This window comes from Parageobacillus thermantarcticus, assembly GCF_900111865.1.
In the GTDB taxonomy this organism is placed as follows: domain Bacteria; phylum Bacillota; class Bacilli; order Bacillales; family Anoxybacillaceae; genus Parageobacillus; species Parageobacillus thermantarcticus.
Map to the genome: position 1 here is coordinate 324,988 of NZ_FOJS01000001.1, position 23,174 is coordinate 348,161.

The following is a 23,174-nucleotide window of genomic DNA, read 5'->3' on the forward strand; positions in this document are numbered from 1 at the left end:
ACGTTCTTTCAAAAAAACGTTAAGAAAAAAGCTGATCGGCTTCGATCAGCTTTTTTCTTAGTTTTCTTAGTCTTCCATTGTCGACAAATCCCCCGTCGGTAAATTGAGTTCCCACGCTTTTAAGACGCGGCGCATAATTTTTCCGCTTCGCGTTTTTGGAAGTTTGTCACGGAATTCAATTTCCCGCGGCGCCGCATGTGCCGCCAATCCTTTTTTGACAAACTGGCGGATGTCTTCTTTCAACTCCTCTGACGGTTCATATCCTTCCCGCAGCGAAATAAACGCTTTGATAATTTCCCCGCGCACCGGATCCGGTTTGCCGATGACGCCTGCTTCCGCGACCGCCGGGTGTTCGACTAGCTTGCTTTCGACTTCAAACGGGCCGACGCGTTCTCCGGACGTATTAATAACGTCATCGACGCGGCCTTGGAACCAGAAATATCCGTCTTCATCCATGTAAGCGGAGTCGCCGGAAACGTACCAATCGCCGATGAAATATGATTCATATTTTTGCGGGTTGTTCCAAATCGTCTTCATCATCGACGGCCAGCCTTTCTTGATGGCCAAATTCCCCATCCGGTATGGCGGCAGCTCGTTTCCTTGATCATCAATGATCGCCGCTTTGACGCCAGGAATCGGTTTTCCCATCGAACCCGGCTTAATTTCCATGCACGGATAATTGCAGATGAGATGAGCCCCTGTTTCCGTCATCCACCATGTGTCGTGAATGCGGCGCTGGAACACTTTCATTCCCCAGCGAATGACCTCTGGATTCAACGGTTCGCCAACGCTAAGGATATGACGGAGCGAACTTAAATCGTACTTCTTCACAATTTCATCGCCAGCGCCCATCAGCATGCGAAACGCCGTTGGTGCGCTATACCACACGGTTACGCCAAAATCTTGAATCGTTTGATACCACGCATCCGGACTAAAACGCCCTCCGACAATAACGTTGGATGCTCCACACAACCACGGTCCGAAAATGCCATATGACGTTCCTGTCACCCAACCCGGATCAGCCGTGCACCAATAAATATCATCTTCTTTTAAATCAAGCACCCATTTTGCCGTTTGATAGTGCTGAATCATCGCGTTGTGAACATGTAAAACCCCTTTTGGTTTGCCTGTTGAACCGGATGTATAGTGCAAAATAAGCCCGTCTTGGCGATCAACCCATTCAATGTCGAAGTGCTTGCTTGCTTCGTTCATCCGTTTCTTTAAGTCAATATACGGGCCTTCTTCAACAATGTTGTCTCCGACAAGAAAAACATATTTCAACTCAGGCAAATCGTTTACTGGCACCCGCGGCAAAAGTTCCGGTGTCGTTACGATCGCTTTCGCTCCGCTATCCTCAAGCCGGTCGCGCACCGCTCCTTCCATAAACGCTTCAAACAGCGGTCCGGCAATCGCGCCCGTTTTAATGATTCCTAATACCGCAAAATACAACTCCGGCGAGCGCGGCATAAAAACAAACACGCGATCCCCTTTTTCGATCCCTGCCACTTCTTTTAATACGTTTGCCACTTTGTTGGACATTTCTTTCATTTCTTTAAACGTATATTTTTCATTTCTCGACGCATCGCGGTAATAAAGCGCCACTTTATTTTTTCGGAACGTTTCCGCATGGCGATCGATCGCTTCATATGCCATATTGACTCGGCCCGTTTCAAACCATGAAAATTCCTTTTCTACTTCCTTCCAATCAAAATTTTTATATGCCTCTTCATAATTTTTTAAGTTGTAGTCCCCTTGTACGACCGGTAGCACTTCTGTTTTCATTCTCCGAATCCCCCTTATGTAAGTGTTTACAATTCTATTATAGTATATATCTTATAAATTCTCAATTTTTTAAAAATTTAACTATTAAATTTTTTTCAAATCTCCTTATCATGGATTTTTTCATGTATAATGAAATACAGAAAGAAAAATCCAGGTGGTGACCTAATGGAACATAAAAAAACATATCATGCAAAAGAATTAACGACCCCGAAGGGAACGCTGATTATTGAAGGCCCGGTATCCGCAGAAAAACTAGCAAGCTACGAATTCCACCACGATTTGACATCATTCCGCCAGCCGCCGCAACAACACCAAGCGTTAATTGAAATTGCCAAACTGCCGGAAGGAAGAATCATCATCGCCCGCCATCATCAAACGATCGTCGGTTATGTTACGTTTCTTTATCCCGATCCGCTTGAACGATGGTCGGAAGGAAACATGGAAAATTTAATTGAACTAGGCGCGATTGAAGTCATTCCGGAGTTTCGCGGCTATGGCGTCGGAAAAAATTTGCTGATCGTATCGATGATGGATGACGCCATGGAAGATTACATTATTATTACGACAGAATATTACTGGCATTGGGATTTAAAAGGAACGGGATTAAACGTATGGGAGTACAGAAAAGTAATGGAAAAAATGATGAATGCTGGCGGGCTCGTTTGGTATGCAACAGATGACCCAGAAATTTGCTCCCATCCTGCTAACTGTTTAATGGTCCGCATCGGTAAACGCGTCGATCAAGAATCTATCCAAAAATTTGACCGCCTTCGCTTCATGAATCGGCACATGTATTAAAACATTCCTTCTTAAACAATAAAGGGGTGACGAAAAAATGATCGTCGAGCAAATTATGAAAACACCCGTCATTACAATGCAACCGACAAACACGATTGCAGAAGCGATCCAGTTAGTGCGACAACGCCGCATCCGCCACATTCCGATTGTTGACGAGGAAAATCGCGTCGTCGGCATTGTGACAGATCGCGACATCCGTGATGCAAGCCCTTCCATTTTCCAAATTCATGAACATCTCGAAGATTTGCAAAAACCAATCAGCGCGATTATGAAGACAGATGTCATCGTCGGACACCCGCTTGACTTCGTCGAAGAAGTGGCAGCGCTATTTTATGAACATAAAATTAGCTGTTTGCCTATTGTAAAAGACGGCAAACTTGTCGGCATCGTGACGGAGACGGATTTATTATATACTCTCATCCAGCTTACCGGTGCGCATCAGCCAGGTTCGCAAATCGAAATAAAAGTTCCAAATGAAAGCGGGATGCTAAGCAAAGCATCCGCGATTATCGCCAAAAGAAATGCGAATATTTCCAGCGTTCTTTTATATCCGGATGAAGACGAAAACTATCAAATTCTCGTGTTTCGCGTGCAAACAATGAATCCGATCGGGATCATCAACGATTTAAAAAACGCTGGCTATACTGTGTTATGGCCGAATTTGCCGGGGGGTTCGTCATGAAAAAAGATTGCGTATTTATTTACAGCGAAGATTTTCTTCAGTACAAATTTCATGACGCGCACCCGTTTAACCAACTGCGTGTCAAGTTGACATACGATTTATTGCGCGCGATGAACGCATTAGAAGATGAACAAATCATCAAGCCTAGAATCGCAACGGATGAGGAGCTCGCCTTGATCCATGATCAAACATATATTGAAGCGGTCAAAGCGGCCGGAAAAGGACAGCTGCCTGAGCATACCGCCTTAAATTATGGACTAGGGACAGAAGATACGCCAATTTTCCCAAATATGCATGAAGCAAGCGCATTGTTGGTAGGAAGCACATTAACCGCCGTCGATTATGTGCTATCCGGAAAAGCAAAGCATGCGCTCAGTTTGGGCGGCGGGCTTCACCACGGCTTTCGCGGCAAAGCATCCGGTTTTTGTGTTTACAATGATAGCGCTGTCGCCATTAAATACATTCAGGAAAAATACGGACTTCGCGTTCTTTACGTTGACACGGATGCCCATCACGGAGACGGCGTCCAATGGGCTTTTTATGATGATCCAAACGTATGCACCTTTTCCATTCACGAAACAGGCCGCTATTTATTCCCGGGAACCGGAAACATTAACGAACGCGGACATGGAGCGGGATACGGATACTCGTTTAACATTCCTGTCGATGCGTTTACGGAAGATGAATCTTGGCTTGACGCTTATACACAAGCATTTCGGGAAATTGCCGACTTTTTCCGCCCTGATGTGATCTTGACGCAAAACGGAGCGGACGCTCATTATTATGACCCGCTTACCCATTTATCCTTAACGATGAAAGCATATCGAGAAATTCCGAAGCTAGCCCATCAAATCGCTCACGAATATTGCGACGGACGCTGGATTGCGGTCGGTGGCGGCGGTTATGATATTTGGCGCGTCGTTCCGCGAGCATGGGCGCTTATTTGGTTGGAAATGACAGAACAATCGAACATTTCCGGCGATTTACCAGAATCATGGCTAAAAAAATGGCAAGCGCTTTCTCCAGTTCCGCTCCCGCGAGAATGGGACGATCCGGAACCGCTATATCCACCGATTCCGCGCAAAGCGGAAATTACCGAAAAAAACGGGCAAACCGTGGAAAAAGCGTTATATTTGATTCGCAGCCAACGACAACAAACAACGGATACCAATCCAACCATCCTTTAAAATAATGAATGCTCAAGAAAATGGGAAGCGCTATCCTACGAATTTGCTGAAAAAAGAAAAAAGGGCTTACCGAAACGGTTAGCCCTTTTTCGTTCGTTATTTCGTTGATTCGCGATATTCAATGCGGTGCGGTAAAACGACAATATGGTTTTCGACGTTTTCTTTATTCATATACTTTGTCAATAAGCGCATCGCAACCGCGCCGATATCATACATCGGCTGCATCACGGTCGTCAAGCGAGGACGGACCATCGTTGCAAGCCGTGTATTGTCAAAGCCGACCACTTCTAATTGATCAGGAATGCGAACACCATGATCTTGCGCGCTATGGATAACGCCAAGCGCCATCTCGTCCGTTCCTGCAAAAACGGCGGTTGGCTTTTCCGCTAACTCCGCTATTTTTTCGTATGCTTCAATACCGGAATCATACGAATTGTCTCCTTCGATAACAAGCTCTTCCTCATACGTTAATCCGTGCGTTTCCAAAGCGCGGCGATATCCCGCCAGTTTCTTTTGGTTGATCGGGTCATTCGTCGGCCCCGCCACGTACGCAACCCGTTTATTTCCTTTTTCGAGAAGGTAAGTAACCGCCTCAAACGCTGCTTGTTCGTAATCGATGTTCACCGATGGAATAGTGTTATTCGGTTCAATCGTCGCGGCCAACACGATTGGCACAGGTGATTTTTGAAACTCGCTTACATGCTCTTCGGTAATGTTCCCGCCCATAAACAAAATGCCATCCACTTGCTTAGCGAGCATCGTATTGAGCAAATGCAATTCTTTTTCTTTATTTTGGTCAGAGTTGCTTAAAATGATATTGTATTTGTACATTGTGGCAATATCTTCAATTCCGCGCGCCAATTCCGCAAAAAAGATGCTAGAAATATCAGGAATAATGACCCCGACGGTCGTTGTTTTTTTGCTAGCAAGTCCTCGTGCAACCGCATTTGGCCGGTAACCTAGACGCTCAATTGCTTCCAGTACCTTTTTTCTTGTTGATGGCTTCACGTTTGGGTTTCCGTTCACGACACGAGAGACGGTGGCCATCGACACGTTTGCCTCTCGCGCCACGTCATAAATCGTTACGTTCATTGATTTCACTCCTCTTTTTTATAAATAAACAGCGATTGTTATTTTCATAACAACAAATATTCGTTTATGTAGAAATATCATACGATACATTATGGCCGAATCGCAACGAGTTGGCAACTATTTTGCAAATGTTTTCACAAACAATTCACTAATTGCCAGCGGCTTTTATGTATATTATATCCATCCTTGATACAATGATAACTTCATTCTTACCATATCCACATAGCAACGCAGAAAGATAAAGATTTCAGCCGCCGCTTGTGCGAGGCGATCAGAAAAAAGCGATCACGCCGATGACGGCAAACAGAAAATCCCCCTTCAGCGAATCGCCAAAAGGGGATCGTTGATTCCGTTACGCTTTTACCATTTGTCGCTGGAACGATCTTACCTCTTCCATAAATTCATTGAATTGAGCAATATCCATTTGCTGCGCCGAATCGGACAACGCAACCGCTGGATCTGGATGCACTTCCGCCATGACTCCATCCGCGCCGATCGCCAACGCTGCTTTCGCGCACGGAATCAATAAATCGCGGCGTCCTGTTGAGTGAGTGACGTCAACAAGCACAGGCAAGTGCGTTTCTTTTTTCAAGATTGGCACTGCAGAAATATCGAGCGTATTTCTTGTCGCGCGCTCATACGTGCGAATGCCGCGTTCACAAAGAATAATTTGCCCGTTTCCTTGCGACATAATGTATTCTGCCGCGTTAATAAATTCTTCGATCGTCGCCGCTAGCCCGCGTTTTAACAAAATCGGCTTGTTCACTTGGCCCGCCGCTTTCAAAAGTTCGAAGTTTTGCATGTTGCGGGCGCCAATTTGAATCACATCAATATAATCTAGCGCTATTTCAATATCCGCAGGGGTAACGATTTCGCTGATCACCGCCAAATCAAACTCATCGGCAATTCGTTTTAAAATTTTTAACCCTTCCACTCCTAATCCTTGGAAATCGTATGGCGATGTTCTCGGCTTGTACGCGCCGCCGCGGAGAAGCTTTAACCCTTGCTTTTTGACGGCTGCCGCAACCGCCGCAACTTGTTCATAGCTTTCCACCGCGCACGGTCCCATCACAAAATATTGGTTGCCGTCGCCAATTTTTTCTCCTTTTACATCGACAATCGTATTTTCCGGATGTTTTTTGCGTGATACAAGCAATGCTTTACGGTGATCATCTTCTTGCAGTTCAAGGCCTGCTTTAAAAATTTCTTTAAAAATATGTTGTAATGTCGACGTTTCAAACGGTCCGTCGTTGTACTCAGAAATTAAATCAAGCATTTTCCGCTCACGCACAGGGTCATAACGGTGTGTTCCTTGCGCTTCCTTGATCTTTCCAATTTCTTGAACAAGTCTCCCCCGCTCATTGATTAATTTCAAAATTTGTAAATTAATCTCATCCACCTTTGCTCGCAACTCATCTAATCTCTCGTTGCTCATGCTCCTCATCCTTTCTTTCGTACAGTTTGATTCAAAGGCATTTCCCACCACATCCAAATGACTCGAGCCACGGACTTGTGGTTACTTATTTTTTAATTAGTCATTATTATAATAGAAATAAAGTCGATTGTCACCAAAAATCACTTTATTTATTAAACGCTTTTAAGCGATAAAGTATTTTGCGGGGGAAAAACGCCGAATCGCGCGGAATTAAGCAAAAAAGCATGAACCTTTTGATGGTTCATGCCTCTTTTCCGCCATATCCGGCTCATCAACATGCATACAGTAAAGCAATAAAAACTAATCCACACGCAGTAATCCCCGTTACCAGACGAGTAACAATATCTGCCGTTTTAAACTTTGCAGCATCTCAGGGAATAAAATGAAAGCGAACGCCAACCACCTTTATTAACCCATCATCATTATTTTCGTTGGCCGAAGCATTCCAACTGCAGGCCCTCCGCTTTTACGGCGCTTGAATGATATGCTTTTTCAAGGCATCATACGTAATATTCCAATGTGACGTGTGCCATGCGACAGCCCCATTTTCAAACAGAAGCGCCTGCGGCGATTCATGTTTCACACTAAACGTTTCGGCGATGTAATTCGAAAGTGGCCGTGCTTCTTGCACAAACAAATAATATGTATCCACTTCCGGATAGTCGGCTACGAATTTTTCATATTCTTGAAACGCCGCTTGGCTAATTGGGCATGTAAGGCTATGTTTGACCAATAAAAACCGTTTCCCCTCTTTTAACACTTCTTGAAATTGTTCAATCGTCTCCAGTTTCTGCTTTCCCATTTTGATCACTCCGTTTCATTTTGTCTTTGCAGTTTTTGCTCCGCGTCATCAAACGCTTCTTCCGCTTCCTTTAGCAATTTTTCGATATTTTCTTTATTTGCCTCACTCGTCGGCGTTGGAATCGAAATGGACGGAGTTTCCGATTCAGAAGAAACGCGCTGCTGATCCGCTTTTCCAATTGGAATAAATTTCGTTACTTCTTTCGTTTTTTCTTTCGCTATTTCTAACCATTCGGTCGCCGTTGTTTTCACCGGCTCCAATTTTCCTGCCTCATTCATTTCCGCAAGCCATCGTTTACCTTTCTCACTCGTCAACAGCAGCGTCGCCACCGCGCCGGCGATCCCGCCGACAATCGCCCCTAGCAAAAAGCCACTATTATTTTTTGCCATCCAACGCAACCTCCTTCATCTTTTTTTGTCTTCTTTCCTTCCATTTTTCCCATATTTCCATCAAAGCATTTCCCCATTGCATTACTTTTACCACTTTTTCTTGATGTGTCTCTACTTGCTTTGTCACCGACGCGGAAATTTGCTGCAGCGAGCGGTTAAACGATTGAACGGTAGAGCTGACATCGCTTACAGCATGGACAAGCGAATTCAATCCTTCCACTTTTTTTTGCACACCGTCGGCAAGCTCATTCGTCTTTTTCAACAGCTGCGTTGTTTCAGCGGCAATGCTTTGCACTTCTTTGTCCATATGGTCGATCGCCGCCGTCAAACGGCGAATCGTTTCCTGCAATACCGTTAACGTTCTCGCAATATAGACGACCAAGATGAAAAAAGAAACGGCAATTAACGCGATGCTGGCGTATAAGATAATTTTCACTTCGTTTCCTCCTTGCTAGTATTCCTCTTTTCAAACGTTCGACGTCTATTCGACAAATTCCTGCAAAGATACTCGCAGAGAAATCGATACAATCGCCAAGGCCGCGATGGCGCCATTCGAACATCATTGCATCACCGTTTTGATCACACGCTGACGCGCACATGCCGTTTCACCATTAAGAGTGAAAACCGCTAAATCCGGCAATGGTGAGAAAAAACGAGCCGGCGAATCGATGCCTAGCTCGTTTTTTCTTTTCTTTGCTATACCGAACGAACCGTCCGCTCGTACGCCTCTTGAAACTTTTGAATATCTCCTGCGCCCATAAAAATTAATACCGCGTTCTCATGCTGCTTTAACACGGACGTATCATCTTCTTGAATAAGACGGGAATTCGGAATTTGCGCTTGCAAATCTTGAATCGATAATTTCCCGTGATGTTCACGGGCAGAACCAAATATATCACATAAATACACTTGGTCAGCCTGCTGCAAGCTTTCGGCAAATTCCCGCAAAAACGCTTGTGTCCGCGTATACGTATGCGGCTGAAAAATCGCGACAATTTCACGTCCCGGATATTTTTGTCTCGCCGCATCAATCGTTGCAATAATTTCCCGCGGATGATGGGCATAGTCATCAATTAAAATTTGGTTGCCGAGCGCTTTTTCACTAAAGCGGCGTTTCACACCTTGAAACGTTTTTAACCGTTCTTGAATAATGCGGACATCGATTTCTTCATAATGGCAAAGCGCAATAACGGCAAGCGCGTTTAATACGTTATGGTCGCCAAAGCGCGGAATCTCGAATGAAGCGAAAAACGTATTGCGAACAAACACGTCAAACGATGTTCCTTCAGTTGTTTTCACCACGTTGCGCGCTTGGAAATCATTATCATCGCCAAATCCGTAAAACAGCACCGGCACTTTCGCTTTGATTTTTTGCAAATATTCATCATCTCCGCAAGCGATAATCCCTTTTTTCACTTGCAGCGCCATTTCTTGAAACGCAGAGAACACATCATCGATATTGGCAAAATAATCAGGATGGTCAAAATCAATGTTTGTCATGATTGCATAATCTGGAAAGTAGGATAAGAAATGGCGGCGATACTCGCATGCTTCAAATACGAAATATTTGCTTCCTTCTATTCCTTTTCCCGTTCCGTCACCAATTAAATACGATGTGGAATGCGCCCCTTGCATTACATGGGCAAGCAAACCAGTCGTCGACGTTTTTCCGTGTGACCCCGCTACTGCAATGCTTGTGAATTTTTGTAAAAATTCCCCTAAAAAGCGATGGTATCGTATCACAGGAACTCCTAATTCATAAGCAGCTTGTATTTCCTCATGCGTATCAGGAAAGGCGTTTCCAGCGATCACCGTATAGCCCGGTTTAATATTTTCTTTGTTAAAGGGTAAAATGGGAATCCCTCGCTCCTCTAATGCTTTTTGTGTAAAAAAACGCTTCTCAACATCTGAACCTTGGACCGTATAATTCATATCATGAAGAACTTGCGCCAATGCGCTCATTCCTGTTCCTTTAATGCCAACAAAATGGTAAACAGTCATAACGAAGCCCTCCAACAATCGTCTATCTGTAAGACAGTATATGACGTTCATCTAGTTTTGCCATTTACTTCATTTTACGATATGTATTCTCACATTTTATCATTATAACACTGTTTTCACCGAAAAACTATGAGTGCATCAAAAAAGAAAACTGACGGGGCGATTGTTTCCCCTATCAGTTTCCCCTACCAGCGGCCCTTATATTTCCGGCAAATCCGCCCTTTCTAAGCGTAGATTGGTGCAGCTTTCCTCCCGCCCGCTTTCGCCTGACGTTTTCCGTTTAACAATAATCGCTGGTAAAGCCGATATAAATGTTGAAAAAGCTGTGTAATGTCATTAAACATACGTTCTATCATATCATGCTATTTTCTTGCAAATTCGCCAATTCCTCTTCTGTAATCAACACGTCTCGCGGTTTGCTGCCGCGCGCTTCCGAAACGATGCCTTGTTCTTCCATCATCTCTATTAATCGCGCCGCGCGGTTATAGCCGATGCGAAAATGGCGCTGCAAGCTTGACGTCGAAGCTCCTCCTTGCTGCACGACGAACTCGCAGGCTTCATAAAAAAGTTCGTCTTCTTCATGATTGGCAACTGTCTTTTTGGCAAAATCATCTTGCTGAAACAAATAAGAAGGAGCCATCTGTGCTTTCACATGGGCGACGACCCGCTCAATTTCTTCGTCCGATACGAAATTGCCTTGCACACGCACCGTTTTCGATGAGCCGTTTTCTAAAAACAACATGTCGCCGCGTCCGAGCAATTTTTCCGCGCCGTTTACATCGATAATCGTCCGCGAATCAACTTGCGAAGAGACAGAGAAGGCGATCCTTGTCGGGATATTCGCTTTGATTAACCCAGTAATCACGTCAACAGATGGGCGCTGCGTCGCAACAACTAAATGAATTCCGCACGCCCTCGCCTTTTGCGCGATGCGGCAAATCGCTTCTTCAACGTCCGCCGGCGCTACCATCATTAAATCGGCCAGCTCGTCGATGATAATAACGATATACGGAAGGTGATGTTCCAGACTTCCTTTCTGTTTTACAAGTTCATTATATTTTTGAATGTCGCGGACACCGGTATGGGCGAACAATTCATACCGCCGCTCCATTTCTTCCACCGCCCATTTCAGCGCCCCCGTCGCCGCCTTGACATCGGTGATGACCGGGCTGACAAGATGCGGAATATCGTTATACGGAGCGAGCTCAACCATTTTCGGATCAATCAGAAGCATTTTCACTTCATGCGGAGCAGCTTTGTACAACAAACTTACAATCATCGCATTGATGCATACGCTTTTTCCCGAACCGGTCGCTCCGGCAATCAATCCGTGCGGCATCTTTTTTAAATCGGTGACCACCGGCGTTCCCGATATATCAAGCCCAAGCGCCACCGTTAATGGGGATGGGTTATTGCGAAACGCATCGCTTTCTAAAATTTCTCGGATGAACACAGGACGACTTTTCAAGTTCGGGACTTCGATGCCGATCGTACTTTTTCCCGGGATCGGCGCTTCAATCCGGATATCTTTTGCCGCTAAATTCAGCTTAATATCATCCGCTAAATTCGTGATTTTGCTTACTTTGACTCCAAGGTCTGGCTGCACTTCAAACCGCGTTACCGTCGGTCCTTGCGTCGTATGGACCACCTTGGCGCCAATGTGGAAGCTGGCAAACGTCCGATTCAGCCGAGCGCATTGTTCGCGAACCCATTGTTCATCGCTTTCTTGGCTTTGCCGCGGCCGTTCCAACAACGATAGCGGCGGGAATGCGTATCCATTGGCCGGAGATTGCTTTTTTTCTTCCCATTTTTTTCGATCTTGTTTTAACATCATCACGTTGTATGGAATGCGGGAACGCGCTGGTTTGCTCGTACGATAATCATTGTTTTCGGGCATATCCACCTTTGCTTCTTCTTTTTCTGCTTCTTGTAAATTCGTCTCCTTTTCCTCCGTCTTCGCTTCGTCTTGCTTACTTCCTTCATCTTTTGGCAAGTAAGCTTCTTCTTTTTCTTGCACAGCATCATTTACGAGCATTTCTTCGCTCTCCTCTAACCGTTCCGGCGATGATGGCGCCCGACCGCTAATTTCGTCTGTTTTTTCCTTCGGTACAGATGGCAATACATCCGTTTCCTCTTCTCGTGAATGAGGCGGCAGCACCCATTCCACTGCATGCTCATTTTTTTTCGTTACTCTTTTATATCCATAAATAGGTGACGGCACATCAGAAGGACGAAACGGCTTTTTTTCCAAATCATCCAACCTATTTTGTTGATTTTCGTCCACATGTCTTAGCAAATAATCAGAATACGATACAGAATGCTCCTGACGAAATGATGGATGGCGGCGTTCCGGTGCCGGCTCATCCGGAATAAGCGGAAAACGAAAGTTCCCTTTTGGATATTGATAAGCTACCTTGACGTCCAATTGGGAAGAAGAAAGCTTCTCCCGTTGTTTTTTTCGCGCCGAAACGTATTGTTCTTCCTCCTCTGCTTCCAACAAATAACGAACGAAACGTTTTAACCATTTCATCGCTAAACCACTCTTTCTGTTAAATTCGTTTCGGAAAAAAAGTCACTAGAATCAATCTAGTGACTGTCATCGCATTACCAAGTGAACGGCTGGCCGACTTCATATTCATCGGATAATACTAAAATCCCTTTTTCTTGCGGAGCGTTTGGCAATTCCAATTCGCGCGCGGAACAAATCATTCCGTACGACGGAACACCGCGCAATTCCGCTTCTTGAATGACAAGTCCGCTCGGCATCACCGCGCCGATTTTGGCAACAACGACTTTTTGCCCCGCTTCCACATTCGGCGCGCCGCAGACGATTTGCAATACTTCTGTTCCGACGTCCACTTGGCATACGCTCAATTTATCCGCATTTGGATGTTTCTTTTTCTCTTTTACATAACCGACTACAAACTTCGGTGAAAGATCGGCTTCAATCGTTTCGTTCCACCCGTTTTTTTGCAATATATCGTTAATCACGGAAACGAGGCTTTCGTTCAGCTCCAGCAAGCCGTTGCCGTCAAAATGATGATAAGTAGATGCTTGAAAAATATTATATCCTACCGTTTCACCTGTTTTTTCATCAAAGATGCGGACAACGTCTCCTTTTTTTTCAAACGCCCGCTGATCTTGCGGAATTGGTTTTAATGAAACGAGCAGCACATCGCCGACTCCTTCGCGGTTATAAAACACGTTCATCCTCGCTCATCCTTTCTTCCTTATTTTTTGCGATAATTTTTTCCTAAAATAAAAATCGGTTCAAGCTCCCCGTCTTCATATAAAAATGATAAAGCGGTAATCGGCACTCGTCCACTCGCAAAAAAGCTCATCGTCATTTGCGCAAGCACATCGTATCCAACTTCATTTTGCACATCGGCAATAATCAGCACGTCTTGATGCGGCACCGCAAGCGCCATCGTTCCCGTTATTTTCTTTCTCATTTTCGCTAAAAACGGCTCGTTTAAAATGCGGCTTGCATCATAGCCATCATTTGTATTCACGAAGTAAAACGTATTTCCCGCCACTTTGTCCTCTTTGACATTCACATCCAACGAACGAACGTTGAAACGGGCGATTTCTTTTATTCGTTCCTCGTTCCATTGTTCTTGTTCCAACATCTTTTTGTCGATCAGCCGATACGTATTGCCCAAGTCAAGCGCGTAATAAATGCGGGTTTCCGCCGTATGGTCGTCATAAAGAAGCGGAATGCCTTCTTTTGTCTCCGTCGGAAACGACGTCGAGCGAATGACCGGGTAAATATCTTTTTCTTTTCCGGAAAGCGTATGTTTTTCATGCATCGTATTTAACGCTTGTTCCACGTAATATACAATTTCGTCAATCGCTTCGTCTTTTTGCTCGTGCCATTTTGCAATGATGCCTGGAAGCGAAATCGTTACCCCTTTTTTCGTTTCTTTATCTTCAATGCGGAGCGTGTCCTTTTTTCGGTCAAATTGAAACGTCCAATCATTGCGGGCAAGCTTTTTCTTTATTTGTTCATACATTTGTTTGCTATCCATCGCTGCGCCCCCTATGTTATGACAAGCCGCGGATGAACCGTTCGACTTCCTCTTTCGTCTTGCGGTCTTTGCTGACAAATCGGCCTAGTTCTTTGCCGTTGTCATAAGCAATAAAGCTTGGAATGCCAAAAACGTTTTCTTGCTGACATACTTCGAGCAATTGGTCGCGATCGACGTAATAAAACTCATATTCAGAAAAAGTTTGCTCGATTTCCGGCAAAAACGGCTGAAGAAATCGGCAGTCCGGACACCAATCAGCAGAAAAAACGAACACTACTTTTTTTGTATTTTTCACTTCCTCATATTGTGCCGCTGTTTCAATCGTTTTCATCGATAAAACTCCTTTCCGTGTCTTTTTTATGATATCGCGAATCAACGATTTTGACAAAAAAATTCATATTGCCCTGCTAATAACTGAACAATATGGCGAAACATGCCGGCGCGATCGACATAGCCATTGGTAAAAACGCCGATCGCTCCTTCTTTATGGCGGATGTTTCTTTCTCCTGTATATTGTGCCATCACGTCTCCGAGTTCTCGACCAGCGCGGATTTCGTTCGCCACTTCCAAAGGAAGCGGAATGCGCGCTCCGCCGGCGGTAATAACGATGCCGTCACGGTCCGCAAGCGCCCCCCAATTACAAAGCCATAATTCTCCGTCTATTTCCATCACACCGCCTTCTAAACCGATGCCGATATCCGCGTTCTCTTTTTGTAACGCATGTTTCGCTCGATTCATCGCTCCTTGACGCGTTTCGTGATCGGAAAGCGGCTGGGCGGAAACATCAGATGGCACGTCCGTTGGCACAAGCGCATATTGTTCAGATGAAAAAATCGATTTTACCGCCGCAATTTTCGCTTGGTTGGTTGTACCGATCGCAACTATTTTCATCGCTTTCCACTCCTTTTTACGGAAAAAGAGAAGCCTTGTCAAACAAGACTTCTCACTTTGCTTAACTATTTTTCTTAATGGCATCGACTGTTGCTTTATCGCACCGCTTTACAAGCTCAATAAGCAGCTGCTTCGCTGCCGCGTAATCATCGACATGAATGATCGACGCATGTGTATGAATATACCGGGAACAAATGCCGATCACCGCAGACGGCACTCCGCTGTTGGCGATATGTACTCTTCCAGCATCCGTTCCTCCGCCCGGGGAAACGAAAAATTGATATGGAATGCCGTGCGTTTCCGCCGTATCTAATACAAATTCGCGCATGCCGCGATGAGTCACCATCGAACGGTCATAAATGCGAACAAGCGCTCCTTTTCCAAGATGTCCAAATTCCTTCGCGCCACCGGTCATATCATTCGCCGGGCTCGCATCAAGCGCGAAAAAGATATCCGGCTGAATCAGCGTTGCGGCGGTTTGTGCCCCGCGCAATCCAACCTCTTCTTGGACAGTAGCTCCCGAATATAACACGTTTGGCAGTTTCTCATCTTTCAACTCTTTCAACAATTCAATTGCCAAACCGCAGCCGTAACGGTTGTCCCACGCCTTCGCTAAAATTTTTTTCGGATTGGCCATTGGCGTAAACGGGCAAATCGGCACAATTTGTTGCCCCGGCTTAATTCCCATCTTTTTCGCGTCTTCACGGTCATCAGCGCCGACGTCGATAAGCATGTTTTTGATCTCCATCGGTTTGTTCCGCTGCTCCTCGCTCAATAAATGCGGCGGAATCGAACTGACAACGCCAACGACTGGACCGTTATCGGTAATAATTTGCACGCGCTGTGCCAACAATACTTGATTCCACCAGCCTCCGAGCGGTTGAAAACGAATCATGCCATTATCGGTAATGGCGGTGACCATAAAGCCGACTTCGTCCATATGCCCCGCAACCATCACGGTTGGGCCGCTTTCATCGCCGCGCTTGACGCCAAAAATGCTGCCAAGCCGATCTTGCACGACTTCATCGGCGTATTTTTCCAACTCTTTGCGCATAAACTTCCGCACTGCGTGTTCATTGCCCGGCGCCCCCGGCAATTCGGTCAATGTTCGGAACAGTTGAAGCGTTTCTACATTCATCATCCTTAACTCCTTTTTTTCTAATCATTTTTATTGTAACGAACAAGCCAACCTTTTTCCACTTTCCTTACATACATTGATGAAATGAGATATACTAAACGATAGACAAGAAACGGTGGAGGTCTCTTTCAATGAATTGGAAAAAATTTATCATTGGCGCAGTCATCGGCTTTGCCGCGGCTTATATCATTCCAACGCGGCTCAAGCAGCGAATGATTTCCGCAGAAAAAGCACTTTCGCTAGCAAAAGCATCCTTTCAACAACAAGGGACAATCAGCGGCTCATGGATTCAAACAAATCCGGAAACATATAAAAAAAACAATGTCGTCTATACGGTGTACAAAGGCGGCGTTTGCCGCGATAGCCAACAATACGAGTTTGTCGTCGACGCTTACACAGGAGCCATCATCGAAACGAAGCCGCTTTAAAAAGCTCGCAGATGCCTCCGGCTTCATAGGAGGCCCCCGCAAATTTTCCGGTGATTGCGAATTTTACACAAATTGTCCTTGACGTCCCTTGTTGTGCTTCACGAACGGTTTCGCTCCACATGAGCGATCATATTGCCGTTCTCGTCCCATTTTAGCGCCCGATAATACGCGTCGTGGTAAAACGTAAACCACGCTTGTTTTTCGACTGCGTATGGGATCCATTTCTGTTTCTCGAAAATCGATGTCATTGGATAATCATCATATGCCATTACCCATAACACATTTTGATGGGCGTGCGTCGCTAACAAATCGGCCATATGAATCGCCATTTCCCCGTCTGATTCCATAATGATGATCGAATGCCCGGCGCTATGCCCTCCTGTATGTACCATTTTGACGCCGCTTACGACTTCTTTTTCTTTTTCAAACGGAACGACCTGCTCGGCAATCGGCTCCCAATTTTCTTTCCAATACGTATTGCGTGAGCGGATGTTCGGTTGCCTCATTTCATCCCATTCGATCTTTGATGTCATAATTTCCGCGCGCGGAAACGCAGAAACAAGCCGATCGCCTTCCCATTTTGTCAAACCGCAAGCATGATCAAAATGCATATGCGTCATTAAAATGATGTCAATATCGCTCGTCGTTAGCCCCAGTTGCTCAAGCGACTGTTCCAGTTTTGACTCCTCCGTTACGCCGAAATTCCGCTTTTGTTTATCCGATAATTTGCCGTTGCCAATACCTGATTCAATCAAAATATTTTTTCCGTCCACTTGCACGAGAATCGGATCGGTACGCAATTCGATTTGGTTGTTGTCGTTAGCCGGATACTTTTTCGACCATAGCGGCTTTGGAACGACCCCAAACATCGCCCCTCCATCTAAATGCGTTACCCCTCCGTTCAACCATGTCATTGTTATTTTTCCGATTTGCAATTGTTCCATTTTCCCATCACCTCATTATTAGTGTATCATTTTTAGGAATATTTCAAAAACATAAAACAAAAGGCCGCCTCTTTTTCGAAGAAGCAGCCTTTTGTTTTACAGATGGCGCTGTTTTGGCGGATATTTTACTTCACAACGGTAAATGCGGTTGCCTTTTGCCGAAAACTTTTCTTCGTATTCCGTCATAATATTTCCTTCAAAATCGCTATTGTGCAAATCCAAACTTACGTATGTCAGCACTAACCCATATTGCGAAAAACTGACAAGCGAATATTCAAAAAAGCCTTGATTATCGGTTTTAAAATGAATTTCCCCTTCATCCACCAACACTTTCTCATACAGTTCAAGAAACGAACGATATGTCAACCGCCGTTTTTCATGGCGCTTTTTCGGCCACGGATCGGAGAAGTTTAAATAAATGCGCTCAATTTCGCCCTCCGCAAAAAAATTCGTTAAATCTTTCGCATTCACATTTAGTAAACGTAAATTCGGCAATTCGTTTGCAATAAGTTTATCTAGCGCGGAGACAAGCACACTCGGGTACAGTTCAATGCCAATATAATTAATGTTCGGATTTGCTTTTGCTATTTCTGTAATAAATTTTCCTTTTCCGGTGCCGATTTCAATATGAATCGGGTGATCGTTGCCGAACAGCTCATTCCATCTTCCTTTATATTCCTCTGGATTTGGAATAACGTATTGCGGATATGCAGCAATTTTTTCCTTTGCCCATGGTTTATTACGCAGACGCATACGGACACCTCTGTTTTTTTGTTCATCGTTGTCAACGATAACATGAATAAGCATCATTGCGCAAGATGATCATAGCCAACCGAGCACAAATTTTTATGCCAATAAAAAAACACAGCCGTACGCACGACTGTGAAAAACGATGATAAAAATGCACATACAAGCGCATATTAAAAATGCACAGCATACTTTTGCAAAGGATGGTGGTCATATTGCCACTAAACCACGAACACCAAATCGCCATATTAAAAGATATTTTATCAGAACACGAAGCGGATTGCTGCGGCACTGTTTCCGAATGTGAACAAATTGAGCGGCTCGTAAAATCATTGATGGGAAACGAACAAGTGCATCCACAAGTAAAAAGCGTGCTCCCGGACATTTACGCATACGGACAAAACGGAAAGTACAGCGCTGACTTAAACTCCCACATTTTGTCCCATCAGCAGCAATTATCGGAGTGGGTCAATCAGCTTACGTAGGAAATGCAACGACCGTTGCATTTCTTTTTTCGCTTTTTTTTCGTTTTGCCATATAAGCAAATAAAGTGTTTGCGCGATCGCATACCATTTCATCCGGAACCGCAAATCATCGGTCAACGAAAGGCCGTAAAGCTCCAGCCAATCTTCCCATTTTTCTTCAGGAATATATGTGTAAAGCAACATGCCAATATCGATCGCCGGATCAGCGATCATCGCACCGTCCCAATCAATCAAGTACAATTTTCCATCTTCAGCAAGCAACCAATTGTTATGGTTAATGTCACAATGACAAACGACATACTCATCGCATTGCAGTGAAGACATATGCCGCTCGAGCCAATCGAGCGCCTGCTTTACCAACGGTTCTTCCAACGGATGGAGAGAGAATTGCGCTTTTAGTTTTTCCACCATCATCTCTGGCAATAATGGCGTCTTCCCTAGCCGTTTCAGCATCATCACTAAATCTTTGGAGCGATGAATTTTTCGCAACAACCTTGCGACTTGTTCGCTTCCCATATCTTGTGGCTTCAATTCTCTCCCGTTCAACCATTGTTGTGCGGTAAACACATCGCCATTTTCCAACCGTTTCGTCCAAATCAGCTTCGGGACGATGCCTTCCGCGGACAAAACTGCCAGAAATGGGGAGGAATTCCGTTTTAAAAATAACTTTCGTCCTTCATATTCCGCAAAATAAGCATCTCCGGTCGCGCCGCCAGCAGGAGTGATGTCCCATTCCTTTCCTAGTAACTGTTCCAAAGCATGTTCACCTTCGACTTATAAAAAATAAGAGACAGCGATCACCTGATTCCGTATTTTCAGACAATAGCTGTCTTACTAGATTTTATATGGAATATCTTTTTTTCGTCAATTCGCACTTTTGTTTGCGCAAACTTTGCGCTTTATCCGTTCATTGTTACTTGTATTATAATGGAATACCGTCCCCTCTTGCAAATGTTTTATGCGCTTTGCAAAAAATAGGAAAATGGCCGCTTACGTTTTTTTTACAAGCACCCACGTCCCAATCCCAACCACGTTTATGTTTTTATGAACGGAAAACAATGGAACCGTTCCGCTGTGATCCCCGTCGCAAATGACATGCCATTCTTCATCGTCAGGAAGAAAAACAGATTGTGCTTCCTCTTGGTTATGGTGAATGACAATAATGTCCTGCCAAGGCCCATACTGCTGTACGCCGCGAAGATGGTATGCGATGATGGATGCTGAAACTGGCTCAAGGAAAAAAAGGTGATTGTTTATCTCTGCTTCGGTAGTAAACCGGAAAGCGCGGTGGGACTTTCGAAGCCGAATAAGCCCTTGAACATAGCGGATATCGCCTTCGTGCTCGCTTTTTCGCTTCCAGTCGATTTGATTGATCGCATCGGGAGCGTTATAGCTATTGTCTATCCCTTGCTTTGTCCGGTAAAATTCCTGCCCGCTATGCAAAAACGGAATTCCTTGTGAAAGCAGCACGATCGCTGTCGCTAATTTTTGCCGCTTTTTTTTCGTTTGTTCGCTTTCATGGCCGTTGGCAATTTCTAGCTTATCCCAAAACGTATGGTTATCGTGCGATTCGACATAATTAATCGTTTGGGTCGGATGAAGAAACGGTCCTTGTTTGTTGCGGACGCTTCCGCTAATCGCTACTTTCACTTTTTCGCGATCATCAGAATCGCCAAGCGCGAACCCTCTGTCAAGCGGCTGAAACGTGCTTCCCTTAACGCTGTCGCGAAAATAATCGTTAAAATAGGCGATGCGCGGCAGTTTTTCCGCGTTTTGCATCGTCGCTTTTCGCTCAGGCGGAAGCGGCGTCGGCAAATCCCATCCCTCTCCGAACACAAGAATGGACGGGTCGATCGCATCGAGCATTTCGCGAACCGCTTTCATTGTGTCAATATCTAAAATTCCCATTAAGTCAAAGCGAAAGCCATCGACATGATACTCTTCCACCCAAAACCGAACCGAATCCAAAATCCATTTCCGCACCATTTTTCGTTCGGAAGCAATGTCGTTTCCGACTCCAGTGCCATTAGCCGGGTTGCCGTATGCATCATAGCGGAAATAATATCCGGGAACGATTTTCTCCAATGACGATTGTTCGCGGATATAAACATGATTGTAGACGACATCCATAATGACGCGAATGCCTTGCGCTTGCAGTGTATGAATCGCACGCTTTAATTCGCGAATGCGGGCATATGGATCATGCGGGTTTGTCGCATAACTCCCTTCCGGAGCGTTGTAATGGAGCGGATTGTATCCCCAATTATACTGTTGCGACGGATTGCGTTCATCCACTCCGGCAAAATCATGAAACGGGAGCAATTCGACGTGTGTCACGCCAAGTTCCTTTAAGTAAGAGAGCCCTGTTGTTGTATGATTCGGCCCCTTTGTCTCCAGCTCGGCCAACCCTAAATATTTTCCTTTATGAATAATTCCGCTTTCCGGGTGAATCGTAAAATCACGGATATGCATTTCATAAATAACCGCATCAGCTGGTGAGGAAAGCGGAGGAAGGAACGGCTTTTCCGTCCGCGTCTTCGCCAAATCGACGACAACCCCATGCTCCCCGTTGACGGAAACGGCAGCCGCGTACGGGTCAACCGCTTCACGCCACACGTCGTTCACACATACGGCATACATGTAATGCATTCCTTCGATATCGTCGAATACCGTCGTCGTCCATACTCCTTTTTCCAATCTCTCTAACGGTATATACTTTTCTTTTTCCGTTTTCGGGTCGATCAGCTTTACTTTTACTTCTGTTGCCGTTGGCGCCCACACTTTGAAAGTCGTTTTCTCGCGCGCATATGCGATTCCTAAATCGCCGTCATAAAAAAATTGGTCGTCAAATTGCGGCGTCCGCACAACTGCCCCGATTTGCAAATTAGCTGTTGCGCCTTGGTGATCATAAATCACGTAACGTTTTCCGATTTCTATCGGCATATTCATGATGCACTCGTATTTCATCATTGTCCCTAAATCCCATTTACGTTCCGTTTGCAAAAAATGGCGTTCTCCATGCGGCGTTTCCAGCGTAAATGTCGGCGTCTCTTCAGCGTGATACGGCTTTGGCACTAACACCGTCACCATATTCATCGCGTCTAAATATGCGGCAAACTCCCGACGTATATCAAGCAATTCAGTCCACCCCCTTTTTGTCGGTTGAATGTGCAAAAGAAACCGGCAACTCTGGTGATTCAATCGAAGTTTATTGGATGGGGAGAGAATTTTTATACAATAATTAGGACGCGATCCTTTTTTGTATAATATGCAAAACATAGAAAATCCGGTGCAAATAAAGCGGGTGGAGACGCCGGCTGCAGTCGCATTGTAGTCGATGATGCAGCGCAAACGCCAACAAAAAAAGGTGTAATTAGCTTTACACCTTTTCTTCATCCATATTCCAATCTGTCCGTATATCATAATGGCTATAGCAATGGCGCAACAGACAAGAGGCTGCTTTTAATTGCGCATGCTTTAACGGGATTGTCAATTTTCGCAAAGAAGAAAACCATTGTTCGTAATTCCGCTTGTCGATAAAATGCACATCGCTAAAAGTAGTATGACCGTAGTCAATGTAGCCATAACGATTGATAACTACTTTTTTGATCGGAAAATCAACATTGTACTGCTTATATATATCTGCTACAATTTTTCCCATTCGTTGTAACGCTATGATCGGATTGATCATTTTCTTCTCTTCATTATTGATTATTTCTGTCCAAAAACGGTCCGAGGACGCAATGATAATATTATCTTTCGCACCTTCTGCAAACGTAATACACCATGTCGTCGTCGGGCTTAACAAAATGACATCTAATTCGACTGGGGCGCTTTTCACTAAAAATACCGGCTTATATAAACATAAATACGTATCAGGGAAACGCTGTAAAAAATATTTTAATTTTTCTTCATAATAAAACTTTTTATCGACGGCAGATTCATACCATATTGTCGAGCTCGCCCATTTTAATTGCAGCTGAAACATATTTTCCAAAAATAGAATTTTTAATTCATCGATGTCTTTTGCCTCCGTTATGATCATCGGCAAGCCTTCTTCCTCATCGATTAAACGGTTTATTTGTCCTTCTGTTGTCTCTTCCTGTGGCGATGAACGTTTGAACCATTTTTTCACCTTGTCAAACAATGACGGCTTTTCCACGAGCCACTCCCATGTTTCATCGAGTTGTGGAATGGCATCATTGCTTTTATTGCTTTCCCATTGCTCTTTCGTTTGCTCCCATTGTTTTTTCTTTAAGCGAATAAATTCGCTTGCGTAGCGATACACGTCCGTTTCGTATCTTGAAATATAATCTTGAAGCTTTATTAATTGGCCCACACCTGC

General features: G+C 44.7%; 23 protein-coding genes. 5 read left to right on the forward strand and 18 right to left on the reverse strand.

Features of this window, described 5'->3' with window-relative positions; genetic code table 11:
• Positions 1-66 precede the first annotated feature (66 nt).
• Positions 67-1,782, reverse strand: coding sequence for an acetate--CoA ligase (gene acsA, locus BM278_RS01655; protein ID WP_090947658.1), 1,716 nt, complete (start codon positions 1,780-1,782; stop codon positions 67-69).
• Positions 1,783-1,947: 165 nt separating this feature from the next.
• Here acsA and BM278_RS01660 point away from each other — a divergent pair, with 165 nt between their 5' ends.
• From BM278_RS01660 to BM278_RS01670, 3 genes are read left to right on the forward strand one after another with little or no spacing between them, the layout of a single operon-like run.
• Positions 1,948-2,580 (forward strand): GNAT family N-acetyltransferase, encoded by a 633-nt coding sequence (locus tag BM278_RS01660; protein WP_090947659.1) that lies wholly within the window; start codon positions 1,948-1,950, stop codon positions 2,578-2,580.
• Between the two features lie 37 nt (positions 2,581-2,617).
• Positions 2,618-3,262, forward strand: a complete 645-nt coding sequence (locus tag BM278_RS01665) for an acetoin utilization AcuB family protein (protein WP_090947660.1) — start codon at positions 2,618-2,620, stop codon at positions 3,260-3,262.
• A complete protein-coding gene (locus BM278_RS01670; protein ID WP_090947661.1) occupies positions 3,259-4,449 on the forward strand; it encodes an acetoin utilization protein AcuC in 1,191 nt (396 codons plus the stop codon). The genes BM278_RS01665 and BM278_RS01670 overlap by 4 nt, the downstream gene beginning before the upstream one ends.
• A gap of 96 nt (positions 4,450-4,545) precedes the next feature.
• Here the strand turns inward: BM278_RS01670 and ccpA are convergent, their stop codons facing one another.
• From ccpA to BM278_RS01730, 12 genes are all read right to left on the reverse strand, one after another.
• A complete protein-coding gene (gene ccpA, locus BM278_RS01675; RefSeq protein WP_090947662.1) occupies positions 4,546-5,541 on the reverse strand; it encodes a catabolite control protein A in 996 nt (331 codons plus the stop codon).
• A gap of 352 nt (positions 5,542-5,893) precedes the next feature.
• Positions 5,894-6,976, reverse strand: coding sequence for a bifunctional 3-deoxy-7-phosphoheptulonate synthase/chorismate mutase (locus BM278_RS01680; RefSeq protein WP_090947663.1), 1,083 nt, complete (start codon positions 6,974-6,976; stop codon positions 5,894-5,896).
• Positions 6,977-7,442: 466 nt separating this feature from the next.
• Positions 7,443-7,778, reverse strand: coding sequence for a bacillithiol system redox-active protein YtxJ (gene ytxJ / locus BM278_RS01685; RefSeq protein ID WP_090947664.1), 336 nt, complete (start codon positions 7,776-7,778; stop codon positions 7,443-7,445).
• Positions 7,779-7,783: 5 nt separating this feature from the next.
• Complete coding sequence (locus tag BM278_RS01690) at positions 7,784-8,167, reverse strand: YtxH domain-containing protein (protein WP_090947665.1); 384 nt, start codon at positions 8,165-8,167, stop codon at positions 7,784-7,786.
• Positions 8,154-8,603 (reverse strand): DUF948 domain-containing protein, encoded by a 450-nt coding sequence (locus BM278_RS01695; RefSeq protein WP_090947666.1) that lies wholly within the window; start codon positions 8,601-8,603, stop codon positions 8,154-8,156. The genes BM278_RS01690 and BM278_RS01695 overlap by 14 nt, the downstream gene beginning before the upstream one ends.
• A gap of 260 nt (positions 8,604-8,863) precedes the next feature.
• A complete protein-coding gene (gene murC / locus BM278_RS01700; RefSeq protein ID WP_090947667.1) occupies positions 8,864-10,168 on the reverse strand; it encodes a UDP-N-acetylmuramate--L-alanine ligase in 1,305 nt (434 codons plus the stop codon).
• 352 nt (positions 10,169-10,520) lie between these two features.
• Positions 10,521-12,698 (reverse strand): DNA translocase FtsK, encoded by a 2,178-nt coding sequence (locus BM278_RS01705; RefSeq protein ID WP_090947668.1) that lies wholly within the window; start codon positions 12,696-12,698, stop codon positions 10,521-10,523.
• 74 nt (positions 12,699-12,772) lie between these two features.
• On the reverse strand, positions 12,773-13,378 hold the full coding sequence (gene ytpR / locus BM278_RS01710; RefSeq protein WP_090947669.1) for a YtpR family tRNA-binding protein: 606 nt from the start codon (positions 13,376-13,378) through the stop codon (positions 12,773-12,775).
• Positions 13,379-13,398: 20 nt separating this feature from the next.
• Complete coding sequence (locus BM278_RS01715) at positions 13,399-14,196, reverse strand: DUF1444 domain-containing protein (protein WP_090947670.1); 798 nt, start codon at positions 14,194-14,196, stop codon at positions 13,399-13,401.
• Positions 14,197-14,212: 16 nt separating this feature from the next.
• Positions 14,213-14,527 (reverse strand): thioredoxin family protein, encoded by a 315-nt coding sequence (locus BM278_RS01720; RefSeq protein WP_090947671.1) that lies wholly within the window; start codon positions 14,525-14,527, stop codon positions 14,213-14,215.
• A gap of 41 nt (positions 14,528-14,568) precedes the next feature.
• Complete coding sequence (locus tag BM278_RS01725; protein ID WP_090947672.1) at positions 14,569-15,087, reverse strand: DUF84 family protein; 519 nt, start codon at positions 15,085-15,087, stop codon at positions 14,569-14,571.
• Positions 15,088-15,148: 61 nt separating this feature from the next.
• Positions 15,149-16,225 (reverse strand): M42 family metallopeptidase, encoded by a 1,077-nt coding sequence (locus tag BM278_RS01730; RefSeq protein ID WP_090947673.1) that lies wholly within the window; start codon positions 16,223-16,225, stop codon positions 15,149-15,151.
• A 131-nt stretch (positions 16,226-16,356) separates the two neighbouring features.
• Here BM278_RS01730 and BM278_RS01735 point away from each other — a divergent pair, with 131 nt between their 5' ends.
• On the forward strand, positions 16,357-16,653 hold the full coding sequence (locus BM278_RS01735; protein WP_090947674.1) for a PepSY domain-containing protein: 297 nt from the start codon (positions 16,357-16,359) through the stop codon (positions 16,651-16,653).
• A gap of 98 nt (positions 16,654-16,751) precedes the next feature.
• Here the strand turns inward: BM278_RS01735 and BM278_RS01740 are convergent, their stop codons facing one another.
• Positions 16,752-17,597 carry a YtnP family quorum-quenching lactonase gene (locus BM278_RS01740; protein ID WP_090947675.1) on the reverse strand — a complete coding sequence of 282 codons (846 nt, stop codon included), beginning with the start codon at positions 17,595-17,597 and terminating at the stop codon, positions 16,752-16,754.
• A gap of 96 nt (positions 17,598-17,693) precedes the next feature.
• Positions 17,694-18,350 (reverse strand): tRNA (guanosine(46)-N7)-methyltransferase TrmB, encoded by a 657-nt coding sequence (gene trmB / locus BM278_RS01745; RefSeq protein ID WP_090947676.1) that lies wholly within the window; start codon positions 18,348-18,350, stop codon positions 17,694-17,696.
• A 209-nt stretch (positions 18,351-18,559) separates the two neighbouring features.
• On the opposite strand from trmB, the gene BM278_RS01750 reads away from it, so the two are divergent.
• Positions 18,560-18,829 (forward strand): YtzH-like family protein, encoded by a 270-nt coding sequence (locus BM278_RS01750; protein WP_090947677.1) that lies wholly within the window; start codon positions 18,560-18,562, stop codon positions 18,827-18,829.
• On the opposite strand, the gene BM278_RS01755 is transcribed toward BM278_RS01750, so the two are convergent.
• The 3 genes from BM278_RS01755 to BM278_RS01765 all read right to left on the reverse strand — a co-directional run bounded on the left by BM278_RS01755 (position 18,800) and on the right by BM278_RS01765 (position 23,168).
• On the reverse strand, positions 18,800-19,585 hold the full coding sequence (locus BM278_RS01755; protein ID WP_090947678.1) for a phosphotransferase family protein: 786 nt from the start codon (positions 19,583-19,585) through the stop codon (positions 18,800-18,802). The genes BM278_RS01750 and BM278_RS01755 overlap by 30 nt on opposite strands.
• Positions 19,586-19,819: 234 nt before the next feature.
• Complete coding sequence (pulA, locus tag BM278_RS01760; protein ID WP_090947679.1) at positions 19,820-21,967, reverse strand: type I pullulanase; 2,148 nt, start codon at positions 21,965-21,967, stop codon at positions 19,820-19,822.
• A gap of 241 nt (positions 21,968-22,208) precedes the next feature.
• Positions 22,209-23,168, reverse strand: coding sequence for a nuclease-related domain-containing protein (locus BM278_RS01765; RefSeq protein ID WP_090947680.1), 960 nt, complete (start codon positions 23,166-23,168; stop codon positions 22,209-22,211).
• Positions 23,169-23,174 lie beyond the last annotated feature (6 nt).

What these genes read in the sequence shown, in the direction of transcription:
- BM278_RS01690 (WP_090947665.1), bottom strand. Translation starts at nt 8,167, where the DNA reads ATGGCAAAAAATAATAGTGGCTTTTTGCTAGGGGCGATTGTCGGCGGG.
- BM278_RS01665 (WP_090947660.1), top strand. Translation starts at nt 2,618, where the DNA reads ATGATCGTCGAGCAAATTATGAAAACACCCGTCATTACAATGCAACCG.
- BM278_RS01660 (WP_090947659.1), top strand. Translation starts at nt 1,948, where the DNA reads ATGGAACATAAAAAAACATATCATGCAAAAGAATTAACGACCCCGAAG.
- BM278_RS01735 (WP_090947674.1), top strand. Translation starts at nt 16,357, where the DNA reads ATGAATTGGAAAAAATTTATCATTGGCGCAGTCATCGGCTTTGCCGCG.
- ytpR (WP_090947669.1), bottom strand. Translation starts at nt 13,378, where the DNA reads ATGAACGTGTTTTATAACCGCGAAGGAGTCGGCGATGTGCTGCTCGTT.
- ytxJ (WP_090947664.1), bottom strand. Translation starts at nt 7,778, where the DNA reads ATGGGAAAGCAGAAACTGGAGACGATTGAACAATTTCAAGAAGTGTTA.
- BM278_RS01725 (WP_090947672.1), bottom strand. Translation starts at nt 15,087, where the DNA reads ATGAAAATAGTTGCGATCGGTACAACCAACCAAGCGAAAATTGCGGCG.
- BM278_RS01705 (WP_090947668.1), bottom strand. Translation starts at nt 12,698, where the DNA reads ATGAAATGGTTAAAACGTTTCGTTCGTTATTTGTTGGAAGCAGAGGAG.
- trmB (WP_090947676.1), bottom strand. Translation starts at nt 18,350, where the DNA reads ATGCGTCTGCGTAATAAACCATGGGCAAAGGAAAAAATTGCTGCATAT.
- acsA (WP_090947658.1), bottom strand. Translation starts at nt 1,782, where the DNA reads ATGAAAACAGAAGTGCTACCGGTCGTACAAGGGGACTACAACTTAAAA.
- ccpA (WP_090947662.1), bottom strand. Translation starts at nt 5,541, where the DNA reads ATGAACGTAACGATTTATGACGTGGCGCGAGAGGCAAACGTGTCGATG.
- BM278_RS01680 (WP_090947663.1), bottom strand. Translation starts at nt 6,976, where the DNA reads ATGAGCAACGAGAGATTAGATGAGTTGCGAGCAAAGGTGGATGAGATT.
- BM278_RS01740 (WP_090947675.1), bottom strand. Translation starts at nt 17,597, where the DNA reads ATGGAACAATTGCAAATCGGAAAAATAACAATGACATGGTTGAACGGA.
- BM278_RS01730 (WP_090947673.1), bottom strand. Translation starts at nt 16,225, where the DNA reads ATGAATGTAGAAACGCTTCAACTGTTCCGAACATTGACCGAATTGCCG.
- BM278_RS01715 (WP_090947670.1), bottom strand. Translation starts at nt 14,196, where the DNA reads ATGGATAGCAAACAAATGTATGAACAAATAAAGAAAAAGCTTGCCCGC.
- BM278_RS01720 (WP_090947671.1), bottom strand. Translation starts at nt 14,527, where the DNA reads ATGAAAACGATTGAAACAGCGGCACAATATGAGGAAGTGAAAAATACA.
- murC (WP_090947667.1), bottom strand. Translation starts at nt 10,168, where the DNA reads ATGACTGTTTACCATTTTGTTGGCATTAAAGGAACAGGAATGAGCGCA.
- BM278_RS01670 (WP_090947661.1), top strand. Translation starts at nt 3,259, where the DNA reads ATGAAAAAAGATTGCGTATTTATTTACAGCGAAGATTTTCTTCAGTAC.